General features: G+C 62.7%; 16 protein-coding genes and 1 pseudogene. 13 read left to right on the forward strand and 4 right to left on the reverse strand.

What is annotated here, in order from left to right:
* Positions 1 to 2: 2 nt before the first annotated feature.
* Positions 3 to 683, reverse strand: coding sequence for an RraA family protein (locus ABIA90_RS27965; protein WP_208087662.1), 681 nt, complete (start codon positions 681 to 683; stop codon positions 3 to 5).
* A 90-nt stretch (positions 684 to 773) separates the two neighbouring features.
* Here ABIA90_RS27965 and ABIA90_RS27970 point away from each other — a divergent pair, with 90 nt between their 5' ends.
* Complete coding sequence (locus tag ABIA90_RS27970) at positions 774 to 1,508, forward strand: IclR family transcriptional regulator (protein WP_049807412.1); 735 nt, start codon at positions 774 to 776, stop codon at positions 1,506 to 1,508.
* 329 nt (positions 1,509 to 1,837) lie between these two features.
* On the opposite strand, the gene ABIA90_RS27975 is transcribed toward ABIA90_RS27970, so the two are convergent.
* The gene (locus ABIA90_RS27975; protein ID WP_354120631.1) at positions 1,838 to 2,425 is read right to left on the reverse strand and encodes an ANTAR domain-containing response regulator; all 588 of its coding nucleotides are present in this window, start codon (positions 2,423 to 2,425) and stop codon (positions 1,838 to 1,840) included.
* On the reverse strand, positions 2,422 to 3,597 hold the full coding sequence (locus ABIA90_RS27980; RefSeq protein WP_028151205.1) for a transporter substrate-binding domain-containing protein: 1,176 nt from the start codon (positions 3,595 to 3,597) through the stop codon (positions 2,422 to 2,424). Before ABIA90_RS27980 ends, ABIA90_RS27975 begins: the two co-directional genes overlap by 4 nt.
* A 409-nt stretch (positions 3,598 to 4,006) precedes the next feature.
* Between ABIA90_RS27980 and ABIA90_RS27985 the strand changes: the two genes are divergently transcribed.
* The 9 genes from ABIA90_RS27985 (at position 4,007) to ABIA90_RS28025 (ending at position 13,486) form a co-directional block, all read left to right on the forward strand.
* Positions 4,007 to 5,407, forward strand: a complete 1,401-nt coding sequence (locus ABIA90_RS27985; RefSeq protein WP_354120630.1) for an amidase — start codon at positions 4,007 to 4,009, stop codon at positions 5,405 to 5,407.
* Positions 5,408 to 5,424: 17 nt separating this feature from the next.
* Positions 5,425 to 6,423 carry an acetamidase/formamidase family protein gene (locus tag ABIA90_RS27990; protein ID WP_208087657.1) on the forward strand — a complete coding sequence of 333 codons (999 nt, stop codon included), beginning with the start codon at positions 5,425 to 5,427 and terminating at the stop codon, positions 6,421 to 6,423.
* Between the two features lie 58 nt (positions 6,424 to 6,481).
* Complete coding sequence (locus ABIA90_RS27995; RefSeq protein WP_084795064.1) at positions 6,482 to 7,699, forward strand: urea ABC transporter substrate-binding protein; 1,218 nt, start codon at positions 6,482 to 6,484, stop codon at positions 7,697 to 7,699.
* 98 nt (positions 7,700 to 7,797) lie between these two features.
* The gene (locus ABIA90_RS28000; RefSeq protein ID WP_135214630.1) at positions 7,798 to 8,664 is read left to right on the forward strand and encodes an ABC transporter permease subunit; all 867 of its coding nucleotides are present in this window, start codon (positions 7,798 to 7,800) and stop codon (positions 8,662 to 8,664) included.
* 12 nt (positions 8,665 to 8,676) lie between these two features.
* Positions 8,677 to 9,750 (forward strand): branched-chain amino acid ABC transporter permease, encoded by a 1,074-nt coding sequence (locus tag ABIA90_RS28005; protein WP_354120629.1) that lies wholly within the window; start codon positions 8,677 to 8,679, stop codon positions 9,748 to 9,750.
* Positions 9,751 to 9,752: 2 nt separating this feature from the next.
* Entirely contained in the window at positions 9,753 to 10,472 is a 720-nt protein-coding gene (locus ABIA90_RS28010) for an ABC transporter ATP-binding protein (RefSeq protein WP_135214632.1), read from the forward strand.
* A complete protein-coding gene (locus ABIA90_RS28015) occupies positions 10,462 to 11,187 on the forward strand; it encodes an ABC transporter ATP-binding protein (RefSeq protein WP_038942017.1) in 726 nt (241 codons plus the stop codon). The genes ABIA90_RS28010 and ABIA90_RS28015 overlap by 11 nt, the downstream gene beginning before the upstream one ends.
* Before the next feature lie 47 nt (positions 11,188 to 11,234).
* A complete protein-coding gene (locus ABIA90_RS28020) occupies positions 11,235 to 11,996 on the forward strand; it encodes an SDR family NAD(P)-dependent oxidoreductase (protein WP_028151197.1) in 762 nt (253 codons plus the stop codon).
* 86 nt (positions 11,997 to 12,082) lie between these two features.
* A complete protein-coding gene (locus ABIA90_RS28025) occupies positions 12,083 to 13,486 on the forward strand; it encodes an amidase (protein ID WP_354120628.1) in 1,404 nt (467 codons plus the stop codon).
* Between the two features lie 6 nt (positions 13,487 to 13,492).
* Here ABIA90_RS28025 and ABIA90_RS28030 read toward each other — a convergent pair.
* Positions 13,493 to 13,925: pseudogene (locus ABIA90_RS28030) on the reverse strand (hypothetical protein).
* A gap of 370 nt (positions 13,926 to 14,295) precedes the next feature.
* On the opposite strand from ABIA90_RS28030, the gene ABIA90_RS28035 reads away from it, so the two are divergent.
* From ABIA90_RS28035 to ABIA90_RS28045, 3 genes are all read left to right on the forward strand, one after another.
* The gene (locus tag ABIA90_RS28035; protein ID WP_502916665.1) at positions 14,296 to 15,921 is read left to right on the forward strand and encodes a sugar ABC transporter ATP-binding protein; all 1,626 of its coding nucleotides are present in this window, start codon (positions 14,296 to 14,298) and stop codon (positions 15,919 to 15,921) included.
* Complete coding sequence (locus ABIA90_RS28040; protein ID WP_354120626.1) at positions 15,918 to 16,910, forward strand: ABC transporter permease; 993 nt, start codon at positions 15,918 to 15,920, stop codon at positions 16,908 to 16,910. The genes ABIA90_RS28035 and ABIA90_RS28040 overlap by 4 nt, the downstream gene beginning before the upstream one ends.
* 105 nt (positions 16,911 to 17,015) lie before the next feature.
* The gene (locus ABIA90_RS28045) at positions 17,016 to 18,167 is read left to right on the forward strand and encodes a substrate-binding domain-containing protein (RefSeq protein WP_354120625.1); all 1,152 of its coding nucleotides are present in this window, start codon (positions 17,016 to 17,018) and stop codon (positions 18,165 to 18,167) included.
* The last annotated feature ends 42 nt before the right edge of the window (positions 18,168 to 18,209 follow it).

Consider the following 18,209-nt stretch of genomic DNA (forward strand, 5'->3'; position numbering starts at 1 on the left):
CGCTAGACCTCTGGCATCTCGCAGCCGAGACGTCGGAGCGAGGCGTCGACCCAGCTACGATCGAGCGTACCGGCTTCGATCGCCGCCATTTGCTTGGTCTCGGCAGACTGCTTGGCTTCGGCTGCCTCGATCACCGCTCGGCAATCGTCGATGGCGACGGCTAGCACGCCGTCGTCGTCGCCCAGCACCAAATCGCCGGACTGGATGACCATGCCGCCGATCGCGATCGGTCCGTTGATCTCGCCCGGACCGTCCTTGTAGGGACCGCGATGGGTGACACCCGCCGCGAAAACGGGAAGGGGGTTTGCCCGGATCGCAGCGGCATCGCGGATCGCGCCATGGATAACGATGCCGGCGACGCCGCGCCGGGCGGCCTGCGCGAGCATCATCTCGCCGAAGATTGCGTTGCTGAGGTCGCCGCCCGCATCGACCACGATGACGTCGCCGGCAACCGCGATGTCGAGCGCTTTGTGGACCATCAGATTGTCGCCGGGGCGCGTCTTCACGGTCAAAGCGGGACCGGCCATGCCGCCAGCCGCATGCATCGGCCGGAGCGTGGCGCCGCCCGCGGCCATACGCGACATCACATCGCTGATGTTGGCGACCGGAAGGGCGCGAGCCCGTTCGACCCATTCGCCTGCGACAACACGCTTGCGGGAAAGGATCCTGAACCCTACGGCCATATCAACCCCATTGAAAATGGAACGGCGTTACGCATAGTGTAACGGTGACGAGCCGAGGTCAACCGAAAATCGGCAGGACAGGGATTTTCGATGCCCAAGACGCAAGGGGTCGCCGCCGTGCAACGGGCGTTGGCGATCCTGGATACCTTCGCTGGAGCCGGGTCGCGCAGCCTGGCCGACATCGCCAAGATCACGGGCTTGGCGAAACCGACCGTGATGCGCTCGCTGGTGTCGCTGGATGAAGCCGGCTACGTCGTCCGCCTCAGCGACGGCCGCTACGCGCTCGGCGCAAAGACATTCCAGCTCGGCACCACCTATCGGGCCAATTTCAATCTCGAACAGCATGTGCTGCCGGTCCTTCAGCGGCTAAGCCAGGAGACGTTGGAGAGCAGTGCGTTCCACGTGCGCGAACGCGATAGCCGGCTCTGTCTGTTTCGGGTGGATTCGCCGCAGCTCGTGCGCGACGTCGCGCGGCCCACAAATCTCGCGCCACTCGATTTGACCTCGACGGGACAAGTGCTGCGGACGGCGCGCTGGGCAGACCGCACGGATGGCGGCGTGCAGGTCTTCGTCAGTTCCGGAATCTACGACGCTGTGACGGCCTCCCTCTCCACCGCCGTTTTCGGCCACGACGGAGCGCTGGTGGGCGCCATGACCGTGAGCGGCCCAATCGAACGCATCCGTCAGGCCGACCTCCAGGCGCTGGCGTCCCGGCTCACCGACGCCTCGTATCGGCTCTCACTTGTGCTCGGCGCGCCATTGCCCCGCGAGGTCGGCGCGCCGCGGATCATCAGTCTGCCGTCGGCCGAAACAGGCTCTCCCTGACGCCGCTCCGTTCTCCATCAATCCTGATGGTTCTCACGATCATCCGCCCGAGACGCTCGTGCGGCGGCACAGGGCCGGCTTTCGCTGCTACTGGCGTTGGAAGTCGCATAGAGGGAGATCGGCCGATTAAAGCCGCCCCTGCGGAGGGGCTCGGCGTCTTTCTCGGGGGCGTTGTGGGTGGTAGGGCTTCCGCCCTCCTCGGAGGATGGAATCGAAGTGAAATTCTTTCCTAATTCTCGCTCGGGCAAATTTCTGCGAGGCGCGGCCGCCGCGTCCGACGATACGCGGTTTTGCCGAGGCGGTGAGGAATACACACGTATGGAAGTGAGCTAGCCGGTTGCGCGCGGGAGCATGCCCTTGGCGGTAATCTCCGCCGAAAGCTCTTCGATCGTCTTGCGTTGTTCCATGGCGGCTTTGCGGATCAGCGCAAAGGCGGCTGGTTCTGCGAGCGCGTGCGAGTGCATCACCTGGAGAACGGCGGCGAGCACGACGCGACGCGACCGAAGACGCTGCTCGAGCTTAAGCACCTGCTGCTTCAATTCGCTGGTGCGTTCGCTTCGCTCGATTGCCATGACGAGCGCCGCGTAGATGCCGGCCGAGCGCAACGGCTTGACCAGGAACGAGGCTGGATCGAGCTCGAACACTAGCTTCAGCCGGCTCGGCGTTTCGGTGCCGAGCAGGGCGATGACCGGGCAGCGTCCCGAGAACGCGCGTCGTGCCGGTTGCGTCAAAGGCAGGAACTCGTCATCGATCAACGCCAGATCCGGCGCGAAGTCGATCGCCTCTGTCGGCTCCCACGCGATGCTGTCGACCCCAAGACGCTCGAACTGGCGTCGCACGATGGTTGCGTCGCGTTCGTCCTTGATGGCGACGATTGCCTTACGCCCGCGCAGCGAAAATGAAGACGGTCTGCTCATTTTACAACCCGCAAATGCGGCGCATTCGGCAATGCGCCGCCCGCCGAGGTCTCCCTCGAAGGGCTGACGGCAACGTCGAGCTGCGTCAGGTAAGGATCAGGCTTAACAGGCGCGTCGGCTTCCCAGAAGATATCAAACTGTCCTCGCGGATTGGAAACGGCAAGCCGCGGTGTAAGGACGCAATGATTGTTGCCGCCGTCGATCCAGACCGGTCCTTGCGGCGAATTGTAGCGATGGCCGGCCGCGGCGCGCCGCACCTCGGCGATACTCGATGTGCCAGCGCGCTGCAACGCGCGCGCCAGCAGATAGACGGCGACATAGGCGGACTGCCCGTCGACCGAAGGGCTGCTGTCGTCGCCATAGCGCGCCTTCCAGCGTGCAACGAATGCGCGGTTCTCCGGCAGGCGGATGCTCTCGAAATAGGCCGATGACGTGATGCAGCCGGCCGACGCCGGTCCGACGATCGACAGTTCCGGTTCGCACAGGCTGCAGCTCAGCATCGGAATCTCGAGCCCGGCGGCCTTGGTGCCGGCGTGGAAGGCGCGAATGAAGTCGTAGCTCGAGCTTCCGACCAACGTGTTGAAGACGATCGGCGGCTTGCGGCGGACGATCTCGTCGACGATGTGCCCTACGGCGCTTTCGCCGAGTTCGAGCAGCCGTTCGGCCAGGATGTGGCCGTCTGCCGCGCTGACCAACTCCCGGGTGACGCGATTGGTCTCCCATGTCCAAACGTAGTTGGAGCCGACGCAGAAGATCTCCCGGGACAGATTGTCGAGCACGTACCGGACGAGCGGCAGGACGTTGTGATTGGGCGAGGCGCCGACATAAATGACGTTGTCGGAGCACTCGAAGCCCTCGTAGCGCGCAGGATACCAGAGCAGGCGATCGGTGCGCTCCACGATCGGCAGAACTTGTTTGCGCGACGCCGACGTGTAGCAGCCGATGATGTGCTCGACGCCGACATTGCGGATGAGATCGTCGCAGACCGTATGGTATTCGGAGATGATGCCGCGAGGATCGCGGATATGAGCGGCAATCGAGAAGCCGAACTCCGTCTGGTTGTTGATCTCGTCGACCGCCATCATCGCGCTCTTGAGGATCTCGCGGCCCATAGCCTGATATGGCCCGGACTGCGAGCAGATGATGCCAACGGGAACAGACGGTTTTGTCATTGACGACTTTCGGTAGTGCAACGCGAAGATGAAATCATCATCGGCGATGACAGTGCAAGTGGCTTGCCGTTTTGCTGCGCAGCACTATCGAAATTTAGGCAGAGAGCATCGTTGACAATGCGATGGGCAGTTACTTAGACTTTTCTCCTACAGGGCTACCTGTCGAACCTCGCGTGCGCCGATCTGGCCGATGACGTCCAGCTCCTTGCACTAAGTGCTTCGTTCGATTGCGGCCCCTAAGCGATAGATCATAGCCGCGGCATTTGAGCCATTCGTCGCCTCATTCGGGAGGGACGGGTGGCTTTTTTCGTTTGCCGCCAAGGAAGCTGGCGATGCGTCCGCGTCGCCAGAACGGTGACGCATGCGCGGAGACGACCGCGCGTCACATCGAGTGCGAGGATGAAGAACGATGGCGGCAACAGATCTCCACTATCTCGGACTCGTCGACGTCGGGCGGAAGATCCAGGCGAAGGAGCTGTCGCCGGTCGAAGCAACCAAAGCGATGCTCGGGCGGATCGAGAAGCTCGACGGCAAGCTCAAGAGTTTCGCTTATGTGATGGCTGACTCGGCGCTCGCGGACGCTGCCGTGGCCGAGAAGGAGATCGCTTCCGGCAAGATCAAGGGGCCGCTGCATGGTGTGCCAGTGGCGGTCAAGGATCTCTGCTGGGCCAAGGGCGCGCCGGCGGCCCATGGCATGACCATTCATCGAGATTTCCGTCCCTCCGAGGATGCAACGGTAGTCGCGCGGTTGAAGGATGCCGGCGCCATCATCCTCGGCAAGCTGCAGCAAACCGAGGGCGCCTACGCCGATCATCACCCGAAGATCGACCCACCGAAGAACCCGTGGAACGCGGATCTCTGGCCCGGCGCATCCTCGAGCGGCTCCGGCGTCGCTACTGCGGCGGGCCTCTGCTTCGGCTCGCTCGGCACCGATACGGGCGGATCAATCCGCTTTCCGTCCGCGGCTAACGGCGTCACCGGGCTCAAGCCGACCTGGGGACGCGTCAGCCGCTACGGCGCATTCGAGCTTGCGGCGACGCTGGATCATATCGGCCCGATGGCAAGGAGCGCGGTCGATTGCGGCGCCATCCTCGGCGTGATCGCGGGGCAGGACCCCAAGGACACGACGTCGGTTCCGCTGCCCGTGCCTGACTATCTCGCCAGTTTGTCCGGCGACCTTCGCGGCGTGACGATCGGCGTCGACCGGCGCTGGACCAGCGAAGGCACCGATGGCGATGCGGCCAAGGTGTTGACCGAGGGTCTGCGTGTAGCGGCCGATCTCGGCGCGAAGATCAAGGAGATCACGTTCCCAGATCCCAAGGCGGTCATCGACGACTGGTTCCCGCTCTGCGGCATCGAGGTCGCCGTCGCGCACGAGGACACCTATCCCGCGCGCAAGGACGAGTACGGCCCGGCGCTCGCTGGCCTGCTCGATCTCGGTCGGCAGCAGTCCGGCATGGACTATCAGAAGATCGTGCTCCGGCGCGAGGCGTTTCGTGGCGCCGTCCGCCTTCTGTTCGAATCGGTCGATCTCCTGGCAGTGCCGGCCCAGGCATTCGCCGCGCCCACGCTCGCCAAGATGGCGTCGCTTGGCGAGGACGCCTCGCTGATCGCAGGCCTGCTTCGCTTCACATGCCCATTCGACATGACGGGAAGCCCGACCGTAACGCTTCCCGGCGGCTTCGCTGCGAATGGCGGTCCGGTCGGCTTCCAGTTCGTCGGTCGTCATTTCGATGAGGCCGGCCTCGTTCGCGCGGGCGATGCGTTCCAGCGCGTCACCGACTGGCACAAGCGTCATCCCGGGATCTGAGTTGAGGAGCCAATCATATGCCCGCAGAAGACTGGTTGAAGAATTCCATCATGGCCAAGCGTGCGGTTGCCAAAGGCGCGACCGGGGCGACGCATAGCCTGACGATCGAAGAGCAGGGCGGCTTCCACTACGTCTACGGTCCCTATGCAAAGCCGACCCTGTCGATCGACCCCGGCGGAGTGGTGGTTGTCGAGACGGAGGATGCGTTCGGCGGTGTGCTCACCAGCGAGAGCGACAGCCCCACCGCCAAACTGAACTTTCCCTATCTGAATCCGCAATGCGGACCGATCGCGGTTAAGGGCGCCAAGAAGGGCGATTGCCTCGCGATCTACATCCGCGACGTCGAGACCCGCGGCGAGCAGCCGGCCGGCACGACCTGCATTATTCCTGAGTTCGGCGGACTCGTCGGGACAAGCTCGACGGCACTGCTCAATCCGCCATTGCCGGAGCGCGTGAAAAAGCTGCATGTCGACAGGAACGGCGTGCGCTGGAACGACAAGATTACGCTGCCCTACGAGCCGTTCATCGGTACCATTGGCGTCTCGCCGGAGATCGAGGCGATCTCCTCGCTGCAGCCGGATTACCACGGCGGCAACATGGATCTGCCCGACGTCGCCCCCGGCGCGATCATCTATTTCCCGGTGCATACCGACGGCGGGATGCTCTACGTCGGCGACTGTCACGCGACGCAAGGCGACGGCGAACTCTCCGGCGTGGCGCTGGAGCAGCGCGCGACCGTCACGTTGCAGGTCGACCTGATCAAGAACTGGAGCTTCGCCTGGCCGCGGCTCGAGACAAAGGACTTCATCATGACGATCGGCAGCGCCCGCCCGCTCGAAGACGCGGCCCGTATCGCCTATCGCGAGCTCGTGCGGTGGATGGCGGCCGACTACGGCTTCGACGAGATCGACGCCTACATGCTGCTCAGCCAGGCCGGCCGCATGCGCCTCGGCAACATGGTCGACCCTAAATACACGATGGGAGCATCGATCCTGAAGAATTACCTCAAGCCATGACATCCAGTCGCTTTCAGAAACAGGGGATATCACGATGAGTTCGGGACGCAAGTTAGGGATGGTTTTGCTCGGCGCCATGCTCGGTACCGCAGCGGCAATGACCGTTGCTCGGGCCGCGGAACCACCGTTGAAGGTGGGTCTGCTCGAGGACGTGTCGGGCGATCTCGCCTTCATGGGCATGCCGAAGCTGCACGGCTCGCAGCTGGCCGTCGAAGAGATCAACAAGAGCGGCGGCATCCTGGGGCGGCAGATCGAGCTGATCCATCTCGATCCGCAGGGCGACAACGCCCGTTATCAGGAATTCGGCCGACGTCTGCTCAATCGCGACAAGGTCGACGTGCTGATCGGCGGCATCACATCGGCCTCGCGCGAGGCGCTGCGTCCCATCGTCGACCGCACCTCGACGCCTTATTTCTACACCAACCAGTATGAAGGCGGTGTCTGCGACGCCAGCATGATCAGCATGGGCGCGGTGCCGGAGCAGCAATTCTCGACGCTGATTCCATGGATGGTCGAGAAGTTCGGCAAGAAGGTCTATGTCATCGCCGCCGATTACAATTTCGGTCAGATTTCGGCGGAGTGGAACCGCAAGATCATGAAGGATCTCGGCGGCGAGGTCGTCGGCGAGGAGTTCATTCCGCTCGGCGTGTCGCAGTTCGCGCAGACCATCCAGAATATCCAGAAGGCGAAGCCGGATTGGTTGCTCACGATCAATGTCGGCGCTGCCCAGGATTCATTCTTCGAGCAGGCGGCTGCGGCCAACCTCAATCTGCCGATGGGATCGTCGATCAAGGTCATGCTCGGCTTCGAGCACAAGCGGTTCAAGCCGCCGGCGCTCAACAACATGCATGCGACTGCGAATTGGTTCGAGGAGATCGACACGCCAGAGGCTACCGAGTTCAAGAAGCGCTGGCACGCGAAATTCCCTGACGAGCTCTACATCAACGACATGGGCTACAATGCCTATAATGCGCTCTACATGTACAAGGCGCTGGTCGAGAAGGCGAAGTCGATCAAGCTCGACGACATGCGCAAGGTCATCGCGACCGGCGATGCATGCATCGACGCTCCCGAAGGCAAGGTGTGCATCGATCCGAAGAGCCAGCACACCTCGCACCGCATGCGCCTGATCTCGGTCGGGCCGAAGCATGAGGTGAAGGTCGAGAAGGACTATGGGACGATCCAGCCGTACTGGCTTGGCGAAATCGGTTGCGATCTCACCAAGAAGAACGACAAGGACCAGTACACGCCGAGCCATCTCCCGAAGAAATCGTGACGCCTGGCGGGCACGGATTTTGCTCGTATTGAGAGTTGCGCACTTGAACAAGGCCGGCGCCGCAACGATGCGGCGCCGGGATCGACAAAGGGACCAAGATGTCGGCTGAAGTATTCTCGGTATTCTATCAGTTCGCCGACGTGTTCGCGTTCCTCATTCTCTCGGCCGCAGGTCTCGCTATCGTGTTCGGCATGATGGGCGTCATCAACATGGCGCATGGCGAGTTCATCATGTGCGGCGCCTATGTCACCGTCGGCCTGGTGAATCTGGGCGTTCCGCTCGCGATTGCCCAGATCCTGGCCGCGCTGACGGCGGGGCTCATCGGTGTCGCCGTCGAGTTCCTGATCGTGCGGCGCTTCTACAAGCGGCCGCTGGATTCTCTGCTCGCCACTTGGGGGCTCAGCCTCATCGTGACGCAATCGATGCTCCTGATTGTCGGTTCAGCCGTGCGGGGCATCGGAACGCCCGAAGGAAGCTTCGCAATCGGCGGCTACACGTTTTCGACCTATCGTCTGGTTCTGTTCGGTTGCGCGGTGGCCGTGCTGGGCGGTCTCTACATCGTTTTCATGAAGACGCGCTTTGGTGTGATCGCCCGGGCGACGATGCAGAATGCGGCGATGGCGAAGGCGCTGGGCGCGCGAACGGGCCGAATCTATTCGATCAGTTTCGGGATCGGCACCGGCCTTGCCGGACTTTGTGGGGCGCTCTACGCGCCAACGATGACGCTGATCCCGACCATGGGGGCGACCTTCGTGGTCGAAAGCTTCGTTACGGTCGTCATTGGAGGGGCAAACGTGCTGCTCGGAACAGCGCCGGCCGCTGTGTTCCTGGCGATAATCCGGATGGCGCTAAACGCGAGCTACGGCCAGATCATCGGACAGATTGGCATGCTGGTCGCCGTTATTTTGATCATTCGGGTGTTGCCCGAGGGGCTCTCCAGCGTTCTGGTTCGTCGTGGGCGCTAAAGGGAATTTGTGATGTTCAAGCTGCTGGAAGGTCCGCAGACGCTCGGACGTGGCAAGGTCTTCTGGTCCTGCTTCCTTGCAGTGCTCGCGGGCGCACTGACATATCCGCTGTTCGCCGACTCCTATGATGTGGGGAATTTCGCCTATTTCCTGATCTGGATATTCATGGCGCTCGGCCTCTGCCTGATGTGGGGCTATGGCGGGATGCTGTCGTTCGGCCAGACCTTGTTCTTCGGCATCGCCGGTTACGGTTATGGCGTGCTCGCGATTAACATGGGCGGCGGCACCGCAACGATCGCCGCGCTTGCGCTGTCCGTTGTCCTTGCGATGGTGGCGGCCGGCATCCTCGGCTATTTCATGATCTGGGGTGGCATCAACGGCATCTTCTTCGGGATCGTGACGCTGTCTGCGACGCTGGTGCTTGCCTTCTTCCTCGGCCAGACGGCGGGGCCGGAATGGCACATCGGCCCGGCGCGGCTGAATGGCTTCAACGGCATGAAGGGCATGGACCCGCTCGCCGTCGGCGACTTCTATATCGAGGGATCGGCGCTCTACTACGTCATGATCGCGCTGATCGTGATCGTCTATCTCGCGCTGCGCATGCTGGTGAATTCGGGCATCGGCAACGTCATCGTGGCGACGCGCGAGAACCCGCAGCGCGCCGAGATGCTGGGTTATGACGTCCGGAAATACCAGCTCCTGACCTTCGTGATCGGCAGCGGCCTCGCAGGGCTGAGTGGTGCGCTGTATACGTCCTGGGGCCAATTCATCACGCCGTCCAGCATCGGCCTGCCTGCGGCGGCGATGCCCATCGTATGGGTGGCTTTCTCCGGACGGAGCGATCTGACCGCAACTCTGGTCGGATCGTTCCTGCTACTGTTCGGCTTTCAGACCATCACGGTCTACAGCCAGCAGGCAGCACTCGTGCTGATGGGGGCGCTGCTGCTCGCCACGGTGATGCTGGCACCGCAGGGTTTCGTGCTCGGCATCGGCAAGCTTGCTGCCGACTGGTGGAGCGGGCGTCGGCGGCGCGATGATAGCCCCGTCATGGCGGAGGCTGGTCGCTTGCAGTCGGAAGAGCCCTGATCATGGCGCTGGTCGAAGTCAAAGGCGTATCCAAGCGTTTTGGCGGATTGACCGCAGTCGCCGACGTCGACCTCACGGTCAACGCCGGCGAGGTCCACTGCCTGATCGGACCCAATGGCGCCGGCAAGAGCACATTGTTCAAGCTGATCGTGGGTCTCTACCCGCCGAGCCAGGGCAGCATCCTGTTCGATACCGTCGACATCACCAAGGAGCGTCCCTACGCACGCGTGCAGCGAGGCATGAGCATCAAGATGCAGGCTCCGAGCGTGTTCAAGGAGCTGCCGGTTCGGCAAAACATCCAGACTGCGCTCCAGGCACGACTGTCCGGCGCGGAACGCATCGCCGAGGAGGATCGCCTGCTGACTCTGCTCAACCTGGGGCCGGACAGCGATAAGCTCGCGGGTGCGCTGTCGCATGGCCAGCAGCAATGGCTTGAGATCGGGATGGCGCTGGCTCTGAAGCCGCAGCTCCTGCTGCTGGACGAGCCGACTGCCGGCATGTCGCCGGAGGAAACCTTCAAGACCGGCGAGCTGATCAAGTCGTTCAATGCAGAGGGCATGACGGTCCTTGTCGTCGAGCATGACATGGCCTTCGTGCGCCAGGTCGCCCAGCGCGTCACGGTGCTGCATCTCGGCAAGATTTTCGCACGCGGCGATCTCGAAAGCATTTTGCAGGACGCGAAAGTCGCGGAAATTTATCTCGGTAAGACGCATGCTCACTGAACCCAATCCTACGGACCGGATTTTGGACGTATCGGAATTATGGGCGGGATACGGTGCGACGCCGATTCTGCAGGGCGTCACCATGTCGGTCTCCCGCGGCGAGATTGTCGGCGTGATCGGCCGTAACGGTGTCGGCAAGTCGACTCTGATGCGGTGCCTGATCGGTTTGCTGCAAACCTGGCGTGGCACGATCAGCTTCATGGAGCAGGACGTAACAAAGCTCGAAGCCGACGCGCGGGCGAGGGCGGGCTTCGGCTATATCCCGCAGGGACGCGATGTCTTTCCGCAGATGACCGTCGAGGAAAACCTGCAGGTCGGCGAGTTGATCGGCGGTCCCGGCGGCAAGAAGCTGCCTGAACTCGTCTATGAGTATTTTCCGCGACTGAAGGAACGCCGGCGGCAGGCCGCAGGCACGATGTCGGGCGGCGAGCAGCAACAGCTCGCCATAGGCCGCGCGCTGATCGGCAATCCGTCCTTGATGATCCTGGACGAGCCGTCCGAGGGTATCCAGCCCTCGATCGTCCAGCACATCTGCGAGGCGCTGAGATCGTTCCGGAACGAGCTCGGGACCACCATCATCTTCGTCGAGCAGAACCTCGACACGATCCTGGCAATCGCCGAGCGTTGTTACATCATGGAGAAGGGCAAGATCGCGCAGTCGCTGGCGGGTGGCGAGGTTAACGAGGACAATGTCCGCGAGCAGCTCCTGCTCTGAACGGCCGCATGGCATGTTTTCAAGTCGTCAATAGGGAGGGAATGGACATGGATCTGGGACTCAAGGGAGCAAAGGTTCTCGTCACCGGCAGCACCAAGGGGATCGGCAGGGCGATCGCCGACACATTCGCGGCGGAAGGCGCGGATGTCGGCATCTGCGCGCGCAACCAGGCCGACGTCGATAGCGCAGTCGCCGCGATCAAGGCGAAGGGCGTCGCTGCCTTTGGTCGTTCGGTCGATGTCTCCAACGGCCCGGCGCTCAAGGCCTGGGTCGAGGACATGGCCTCGAAGCTTGGCGGCATCGACGTCGTGGTCGCCAATGTCAGTGCGCTGTCGATCGGACAGGACGAGGAGAGCTGGGAGAAGGAATTCTCCACCGACATGATGGGCACCGTGCGGCTGGTCAATGCGGCGATGCCGTATCTCGAGAAGAGCAAGGCCGCGGCGATCGTGACCATCTCCAGCGTTTCAGGGCGGGAGGTTGACTTCGCGAGCGGCCCCTACGGCACGTTCAAGGCCGCGATCATCCACTATACGCAAGGTCTCGCCTTCCAGCTTGCCAGCAAAGGCATCCGCGCCAATTCGGTGTCGCCGGGCAACACCTATTTCGAGGGCGGTGTCTGGAATCAGATCAAGGACGGCAATCCCGAGCTGTACAAGACCGCGCTGGCGCTGAATCCGACCGGCCGCATGGGCACGCCGCAGGAAATGGCGAACGGTGCGGTGTTCCTTGCCAGCAAGGCAGCGAGTTTCATCACGGGGACCAACCTCGTGGTCGACGGTGCCCTCACGCGCGGCGTGCAGTTCTAGGCGCTCCCTGAGTAGCACAGTCACGAAACCGGGCCGTCTGCGGTGCCGGTGGGCGAAGCCGTTTCCGACGACAGCAGGACAGTCAGATGTCAGCAGATCCAATTCACTACAAGTCGATCATCGAAATCTCCGAGCTGTTCCGCCGCGGCGAGCTTCTACCTTCGAAAGTGACCGAGGTGATGCTGGGCCGGATCGCGAAGCTCGATCAGAAGTTTCACGGCTACGCGCTCGTCCTCGCCGAGCGAGCCATGGCGCAGGCGAAGCGCTGTGACGCCGAGCTTGCCAAGGGCATCTGGCGCGGGCCGCTGCACGGCGTGCCGATCGGATTGAAGGATCTCTGCTACACCACTTTCGCGCCGACCGCTGGAGGTACCACGATCCACGCTAGGTTCGTCCCCTCCTTCAACGCGACGATCGTGGACCGGCTCGAACACGCCGGCGCCGTCACGCTCGGCAAGCTAAAAATGACCGAGGGCGCCTATACGAGCCATCATCCCGACGACCAGGCGCCGCTCAATCCCTGGGGGACCGATTACTGGGTCGGCTCCTCCTCAAGCGGATCGGGCGTGGCCACTTCGGCGGGACTTTGCTTTGGCTCGATCGGCAGCGACACCGGCGGCTCGATCCGGTTTCCGTCGGCGACGTGCGGGCTGACCGGGATCAAGCCCACCTGGGGACGTGTCAGCCGCCACGGCGTCTTCCCGCTGGCTGACTCTCTCGACCATGTCGGGCCGATGTGCCGGAGCGTAGCCGATGCCGCGGCCATGCTCGGCGCCATCGCGGGCGCAGACGTCAATGATCCGACCGCCCTTCAGGCGCCGGTGCCGAACTATCTGGCGGGGATCGGTGAGGGCGTGCGGGGCTTACGGATTGGCGTGGACCGCAGCTACACGCAGGACGGGATCGATCCGCAGGTGGTCGCCGCCTTGCTGGAAGCAGAGCGTACGTTTGCGGACCTCGGCGCCGATATTCGTGAGGTCAAGTTCCCAGCTTACGAGAAGCTCGTAAGCATGTGGATTCCGATGTGCTCCATCGAGACCGCAGAGGCGCATCTCGAGACCTATCCGTCGCGGAAGTCGGAATACGGTCCCGATCTGGCGCAGCTGATCGAGCAGGGCAGATCGATCAGCGGCCTCGAGATCGCTCAGATCCATCATGAGCGGTTGAAGTTCTGCGGCAGCCTCGCGGCGCTGTTCGGCGATATTGACCTGCTCCTGATTCCCACCATGCCCGTGCCGATCCCAACGCTGACCAAGATGGGCGAATACGGCGCCGATCCGAACGTGCTGCTCAGCATCCTGCGCTTCACCGCGGTGTTCGACTTCTCGGGCAGCCCGACCATCACGCTGCCGAGCGGCATGGCGTCGGACCGATTGCCGCTCAGCATGCAGCTCGTCGGTCCGCATCTGTCCGAAGATACGCTTGCTCGCGCCGCGTATGCCTTCCAGTCAGTGACGGATTGGCACACGCAGCGTGCTTCCATCGAATGAAGGACATCAAAAGGCATTGTAACGTGTCTGAAGTCGAAGGCGCAGCGCTGGCTGCATGCCGAAGCGCTTTCTGGCGTTAGCGGCGATGAAGTCCTGCAGTGCCGACGAGATCTCAGCGTCGGTGTCGGCTGCACGCCGAGCCAGTGCGTCGGCGACCTCGGAAGTCGCATCCCGCGACTACCCCTGGACGGGATTGAAGGATACAATTCGGACCGGATAGGCGTACTGGCCGGACCGCAGATTTTGCAGGATGATCTCGAGGTTGGTGTCAGCCTCGTCGGTCTCGCGCCGGGCGCAACCAGCTCGCGCCGACGTCTTCAAGCACCAGATAGATGTCGCGGTCGATGCGGTCGGCCGGCACGATCGAGGGCGAGGAACGTAATCCTGCGCGGCAGGAATGACGCGACGAGCACGACGTATCGCAGGGATTGTCATCCACAGAATTGGAGCGAAGTGTCGCGCGCGGTCTAGTGTGCTTGGCTAAGGCCGCCTCATCGCCATGGCTGTCACGCGTCGCCTATGCGTCTACCTTTCTGTCGGCACACGCTTGCGCTGATCGATCGCGGGGCCTGCCTCCTCTAGCTTGGATGATCGGGTGCTTGCCGCCAGGACCGAATGGAGCGCGTCGTGAAGCCTTGGTCCGTTCCTGATGTTGAACAGATCCGCGCTGGGAAGGTCGGCTGTCTGACGTTCGCAACCGCACAAATCGAGATAGGGCAGGGCTAGATCCGGCCCCGCGACGTGATCCGCCATTGACAGGTCGGCGGAGATGATAGAATTATAACAGGATAAGTTGCAAAAATAACAATATGTCACCATCGTACCAGCGTCTTGCGGGGCGACGGGAGGAAAGTTTGGAACTGTCCGGTTCGGTTGCAGCAGAACCTCGGTCGTCGACCTCGCTTGTGATGGTCAGTGGCATCAACAAGCGCTTCGGCGGCGTGCGAGCGCTGCGTGACGTCAACCTCGAGGTTCGCGCCGGCGAGGTCCATGCGCTACTGGGCGAGAACGGCGCGGGAAAATCTACCCTGATCAAGATTCTCAGTGGTGTTCATGCCCTCGACAGCGGCACGATCGAGATCGCCGGCAGGCCGGTGGAATTCGACAGCCCGGCGAAGTCGCGCGAGGCGGGGATCGCTGTCGTTTATCAGGATCTCAGCCTCGTCGAATCCTTGAGCGTTGCGGACAATCTGTTGCTCGGCCGTGAGCCGCGTGCGCGTTTCGGCTTCGTCCGGCAGCGCGCGCTGATGGCCAGGGCCGAGGCGTTCCTGAACGCGCTCGGCATTCCCCTGGATGCGAGTGCGGCTGTCGGCTCGCTGCCTTTCGCCTATCGCCAGATGACGGAGATCGCCAAGGCGCTGATGGGCGAGGTTCGGCTTCTGATCCTCGACGAGCCGACCTCCTCGCTGACATCGGATGAGGTCCAGATTCTGTTCGATGCGATCGGGAAGGCGACGCGCCGCGGAGTCGGCGTGATCTATGTGACCCATCGGCTCAACGAGGTGTTCGAGATCTCGCAGCGCGTCACGGTGCTGCGCGATGGCGCTAACGCGGGCACGTTTGTCACAGCCGAGACCGACATGAAGCGGCTGGTGAACGCGATCGTCGGAACCGATCGATCGGCACCCACGGGCCCGCGCACCGAACCCGTCGCGAAGCGTGAATTGGATCCGTCGCCGGTTCTGTCGCTGTCCGATGTATCCAACGACCGGCTTCGCGCCGTCGATCTGTCCGTGCTGAAGGGCGAGATCCATGGCCTCGCCGGATTGATCGGCAGCGGCCGCACGGAGATTTTGGAGACAGTGTTTGGCCTCCGGCCGCTCGAGAGCGGCGCAATCGAGATCGAGGGCCGGCGATGGCTGCCGAGAGGGCCTGCCGATGCGATCGAGCAGGGCATCGCGCTGGTGCCGGAAGACCGGCATGTGCAGGGTCTGGTCCTGGACCATTCGATCGAGCGAAACGTCACCTTGCCGCGAATTCCCCATTTCTCGCGCTGGGGCTGGATGCAGCAACGCGCCGCCGCCAGGCGTGCGGAAACCGCGGTCGCCAGGCTTTCGGTGAAAGCGCCAGGCGCGTTCAGCCTGGTCAGGACGCTCTCCGGCGGCAACCAGCAAAAGGTCGTGTTCGGAAAATGGAATGATCCGCGGCCGCGCGTGCTGCTCCTGGATGAACCGACGGTCGGCGTCGACGTGGGCGCACGCGAGGAAATCTATGCCGTGATCCGGAATGCCGTCCGCGACGGCAGCGGGGTCCTGGTCGTCTCGTCCGATCTCGTCGAATTGATCGAGCTCTGCGACCGCATCTCCGTGATCGTCAACGGGCGTGTAGCTCGTACGCTGTCGCGCGGCGAGATCGATGATGCCGAAGAGCTGCATCATCTCCTCCAGATGTACCAGGCCTCCGGGCCGGGCCACTTGCAAGAGCTTCCCGCATGACCGAACTGACTGCTCCCAACGTGGTCGCCTCGTCGACCCGATCTGATCGCCGCCGCAAGATTCTCCAGAATTTGCTGCGGGGCGAGCGGCCGTACATGCTGTACATCGCCTTCGTGATCCTGTTGGTCGTGTTCAGCCTGTCTTCGCCCTGGTTTCTCTCGGTCGACAATTTCCTGAACATCGGGCGCCAGACCACGCTGGTGTCGATCATCGCAGTCGGCATGACCTTTATTATCATCGCGCGTCAGATCGATCTGTCGGTTGCCTCGACGCTGGCGCTGTCGGGCATGGCGGCTGCTCTCGCGATGAGCCAGATCAACAACAGCTGGATCGTGGGCGCCGCGGCCGGGCTCGGTACCGGCGCGCTGGTCGGGCTGCTCAATGGCATCCTGACCACGCAGCTATCGATCCCGTCATTCCTGGTGACGCTGGGCTCACTGAGCATGGCGCGGGGACTGGCGATGATGGTGACCAACACCAAGCCGGTGATCATCACCAACGAGACCTATTTCGCGATCTTTGGCGAAGGCACGTTCCTCGGCATACCGGTTCCGATCGCCTGGACTATGGCGGCGATGATTATCGGCATCCTGCTGCTGCACTATAATGTGTTCGGCCGGCGCATCTATGCGGTCGGCGGCAACCCGACCGCGGCGCTCTATTCCGGCATCAACACCAAACGGATCACGACTGCGGCCTTTGTCCTGACCGGCACGCTGGCCGGATTAGCGGCGCTGGTGCTGTCGGCGCGTTCACATGCAGCGCGGCCAGATGTCGTGCAGGGCATGGAGCTCGACGTCATCGCCGCGGTGATCCTCGGCGGCTGCAGCCTGTTCGGCGGGCGCGGCTACATCCTGGGAACACTGTTCGGCAGCTTGATCATCGGCACGCTCAACAACGGCCTTGTTCTGCTCGGCGTGAGCTCGCCGATGCAGCTCGTGATCAAGGGCGCGATCATCGTGGCCGCGGTTGCTTTCACGAAACGCTAGTCGACGTCAGGCGCGGCGCATGAACAAAAAGTTCATTGCGCTGCGTGGGTAGGGGCAAGGTCGCTGGCCCTCCGGTGAATCGGCGACCGAAAAATGGAGGAAACAATGAAGCCAATCTTGCGACAAACCTTGCCTTTGACTGCGTTGGTGGCCGCTGCCGCCCTCTCGATGATCCCGTCGGCTCGCGCCGAAGTGCCCGCGACCTGCGTCAAGGGTGTCGATCTCGCGAAGCTCGGGCCGAAGTCGATCGTCGGCCAGGGACCCCACGGCGAAAAGGCGGCTTCCCCCGAGGTGCTCGCGCTGTCGGAAGCCGACGCCGCCAAGATCAAGGAGAAGAACTTCAAGGTCGGCATCTCCATGCAGACGGTCAACCTCGACTGGTCGCAGCTCCAGATCCAGGGCATCACCGATACGCTGAAGAAGTACGGCGTGACGGTGACGGGCGTCGCGTCCGCCGAATATCAGGTGGACAAGCAGATCGCCGATATCGAGAACACGATCCAGCAGCATCCGGACGGCATCATTTCGATTCCGGTCGATTTCACCGCGACCGCGCCGACCTACAAGAAGATCGCCAAAGCCGGCATCAAGCTCGTGCTGATGGACAGCATCCCGACTGGTCTGAAGCATCCCGAGGAATATGCGACGATGGTCTCGGCCGATAGCCAGGGCAATGGCCAGATCGCGGCACAGATCCTGGCATCCTGCGTGGCGCAGGCCGGCACCATCGGTCTCGTCAATTTCGGCGTCGACTATTTCAGCACCAACGAGCGCACCAAGGGCGTGCGGGAGTGGATGAAAGCAAACCGCCCTGACATCAAGATGAAGCAGGTCGACTTCACCGATCCGCCGAAGGTCTCGCAGATCGCGGGCGACTTCCTGACCGGCAATCCCGACGTCAAGGGACTGTACGCGGTGTGGGATCAACCGGCGCTCGACACGCTGAGCTCGATGCGGGCTCAGGGCATCGATATTCCCATGACGACGGTCGACCTCGGTCTGCAATCGGCGATCGAGATTGCCAAGGGCGGGCCGCTGAAGGCGACCGGCTCGCAGCGTCCCTACGACCAGGGCGTCGCGGAGGCGATGGCGATGATGAACGCGCTGCTGGGTAAGGAAACGCCTGGCTGGGTAGGTGTGCAGTCGCTGCCGGTGACGCAGTCGAATGTGCTGGAGTCCTACAAGACCGTATTCAAGAAGGACCCGCCGGCCGAGCTGACGGATGCCTGCAACAAGGCGAAGCCCGCCTGCAACTAGCCTGAAACAGCGATGCGCGATCCACCGAGACCGCGCATCGTT

Source organism: Bradyrhizobium sp. LA6.8, assembly GCF_040547935.1.
Classification (GTDB): Bacteria; Pseudomonadota; Alphaproteobacteria; order Rhizobiales; family Xanthobacteraceae; genus Bradyrhizobium; species Bradyrhizobium barranii.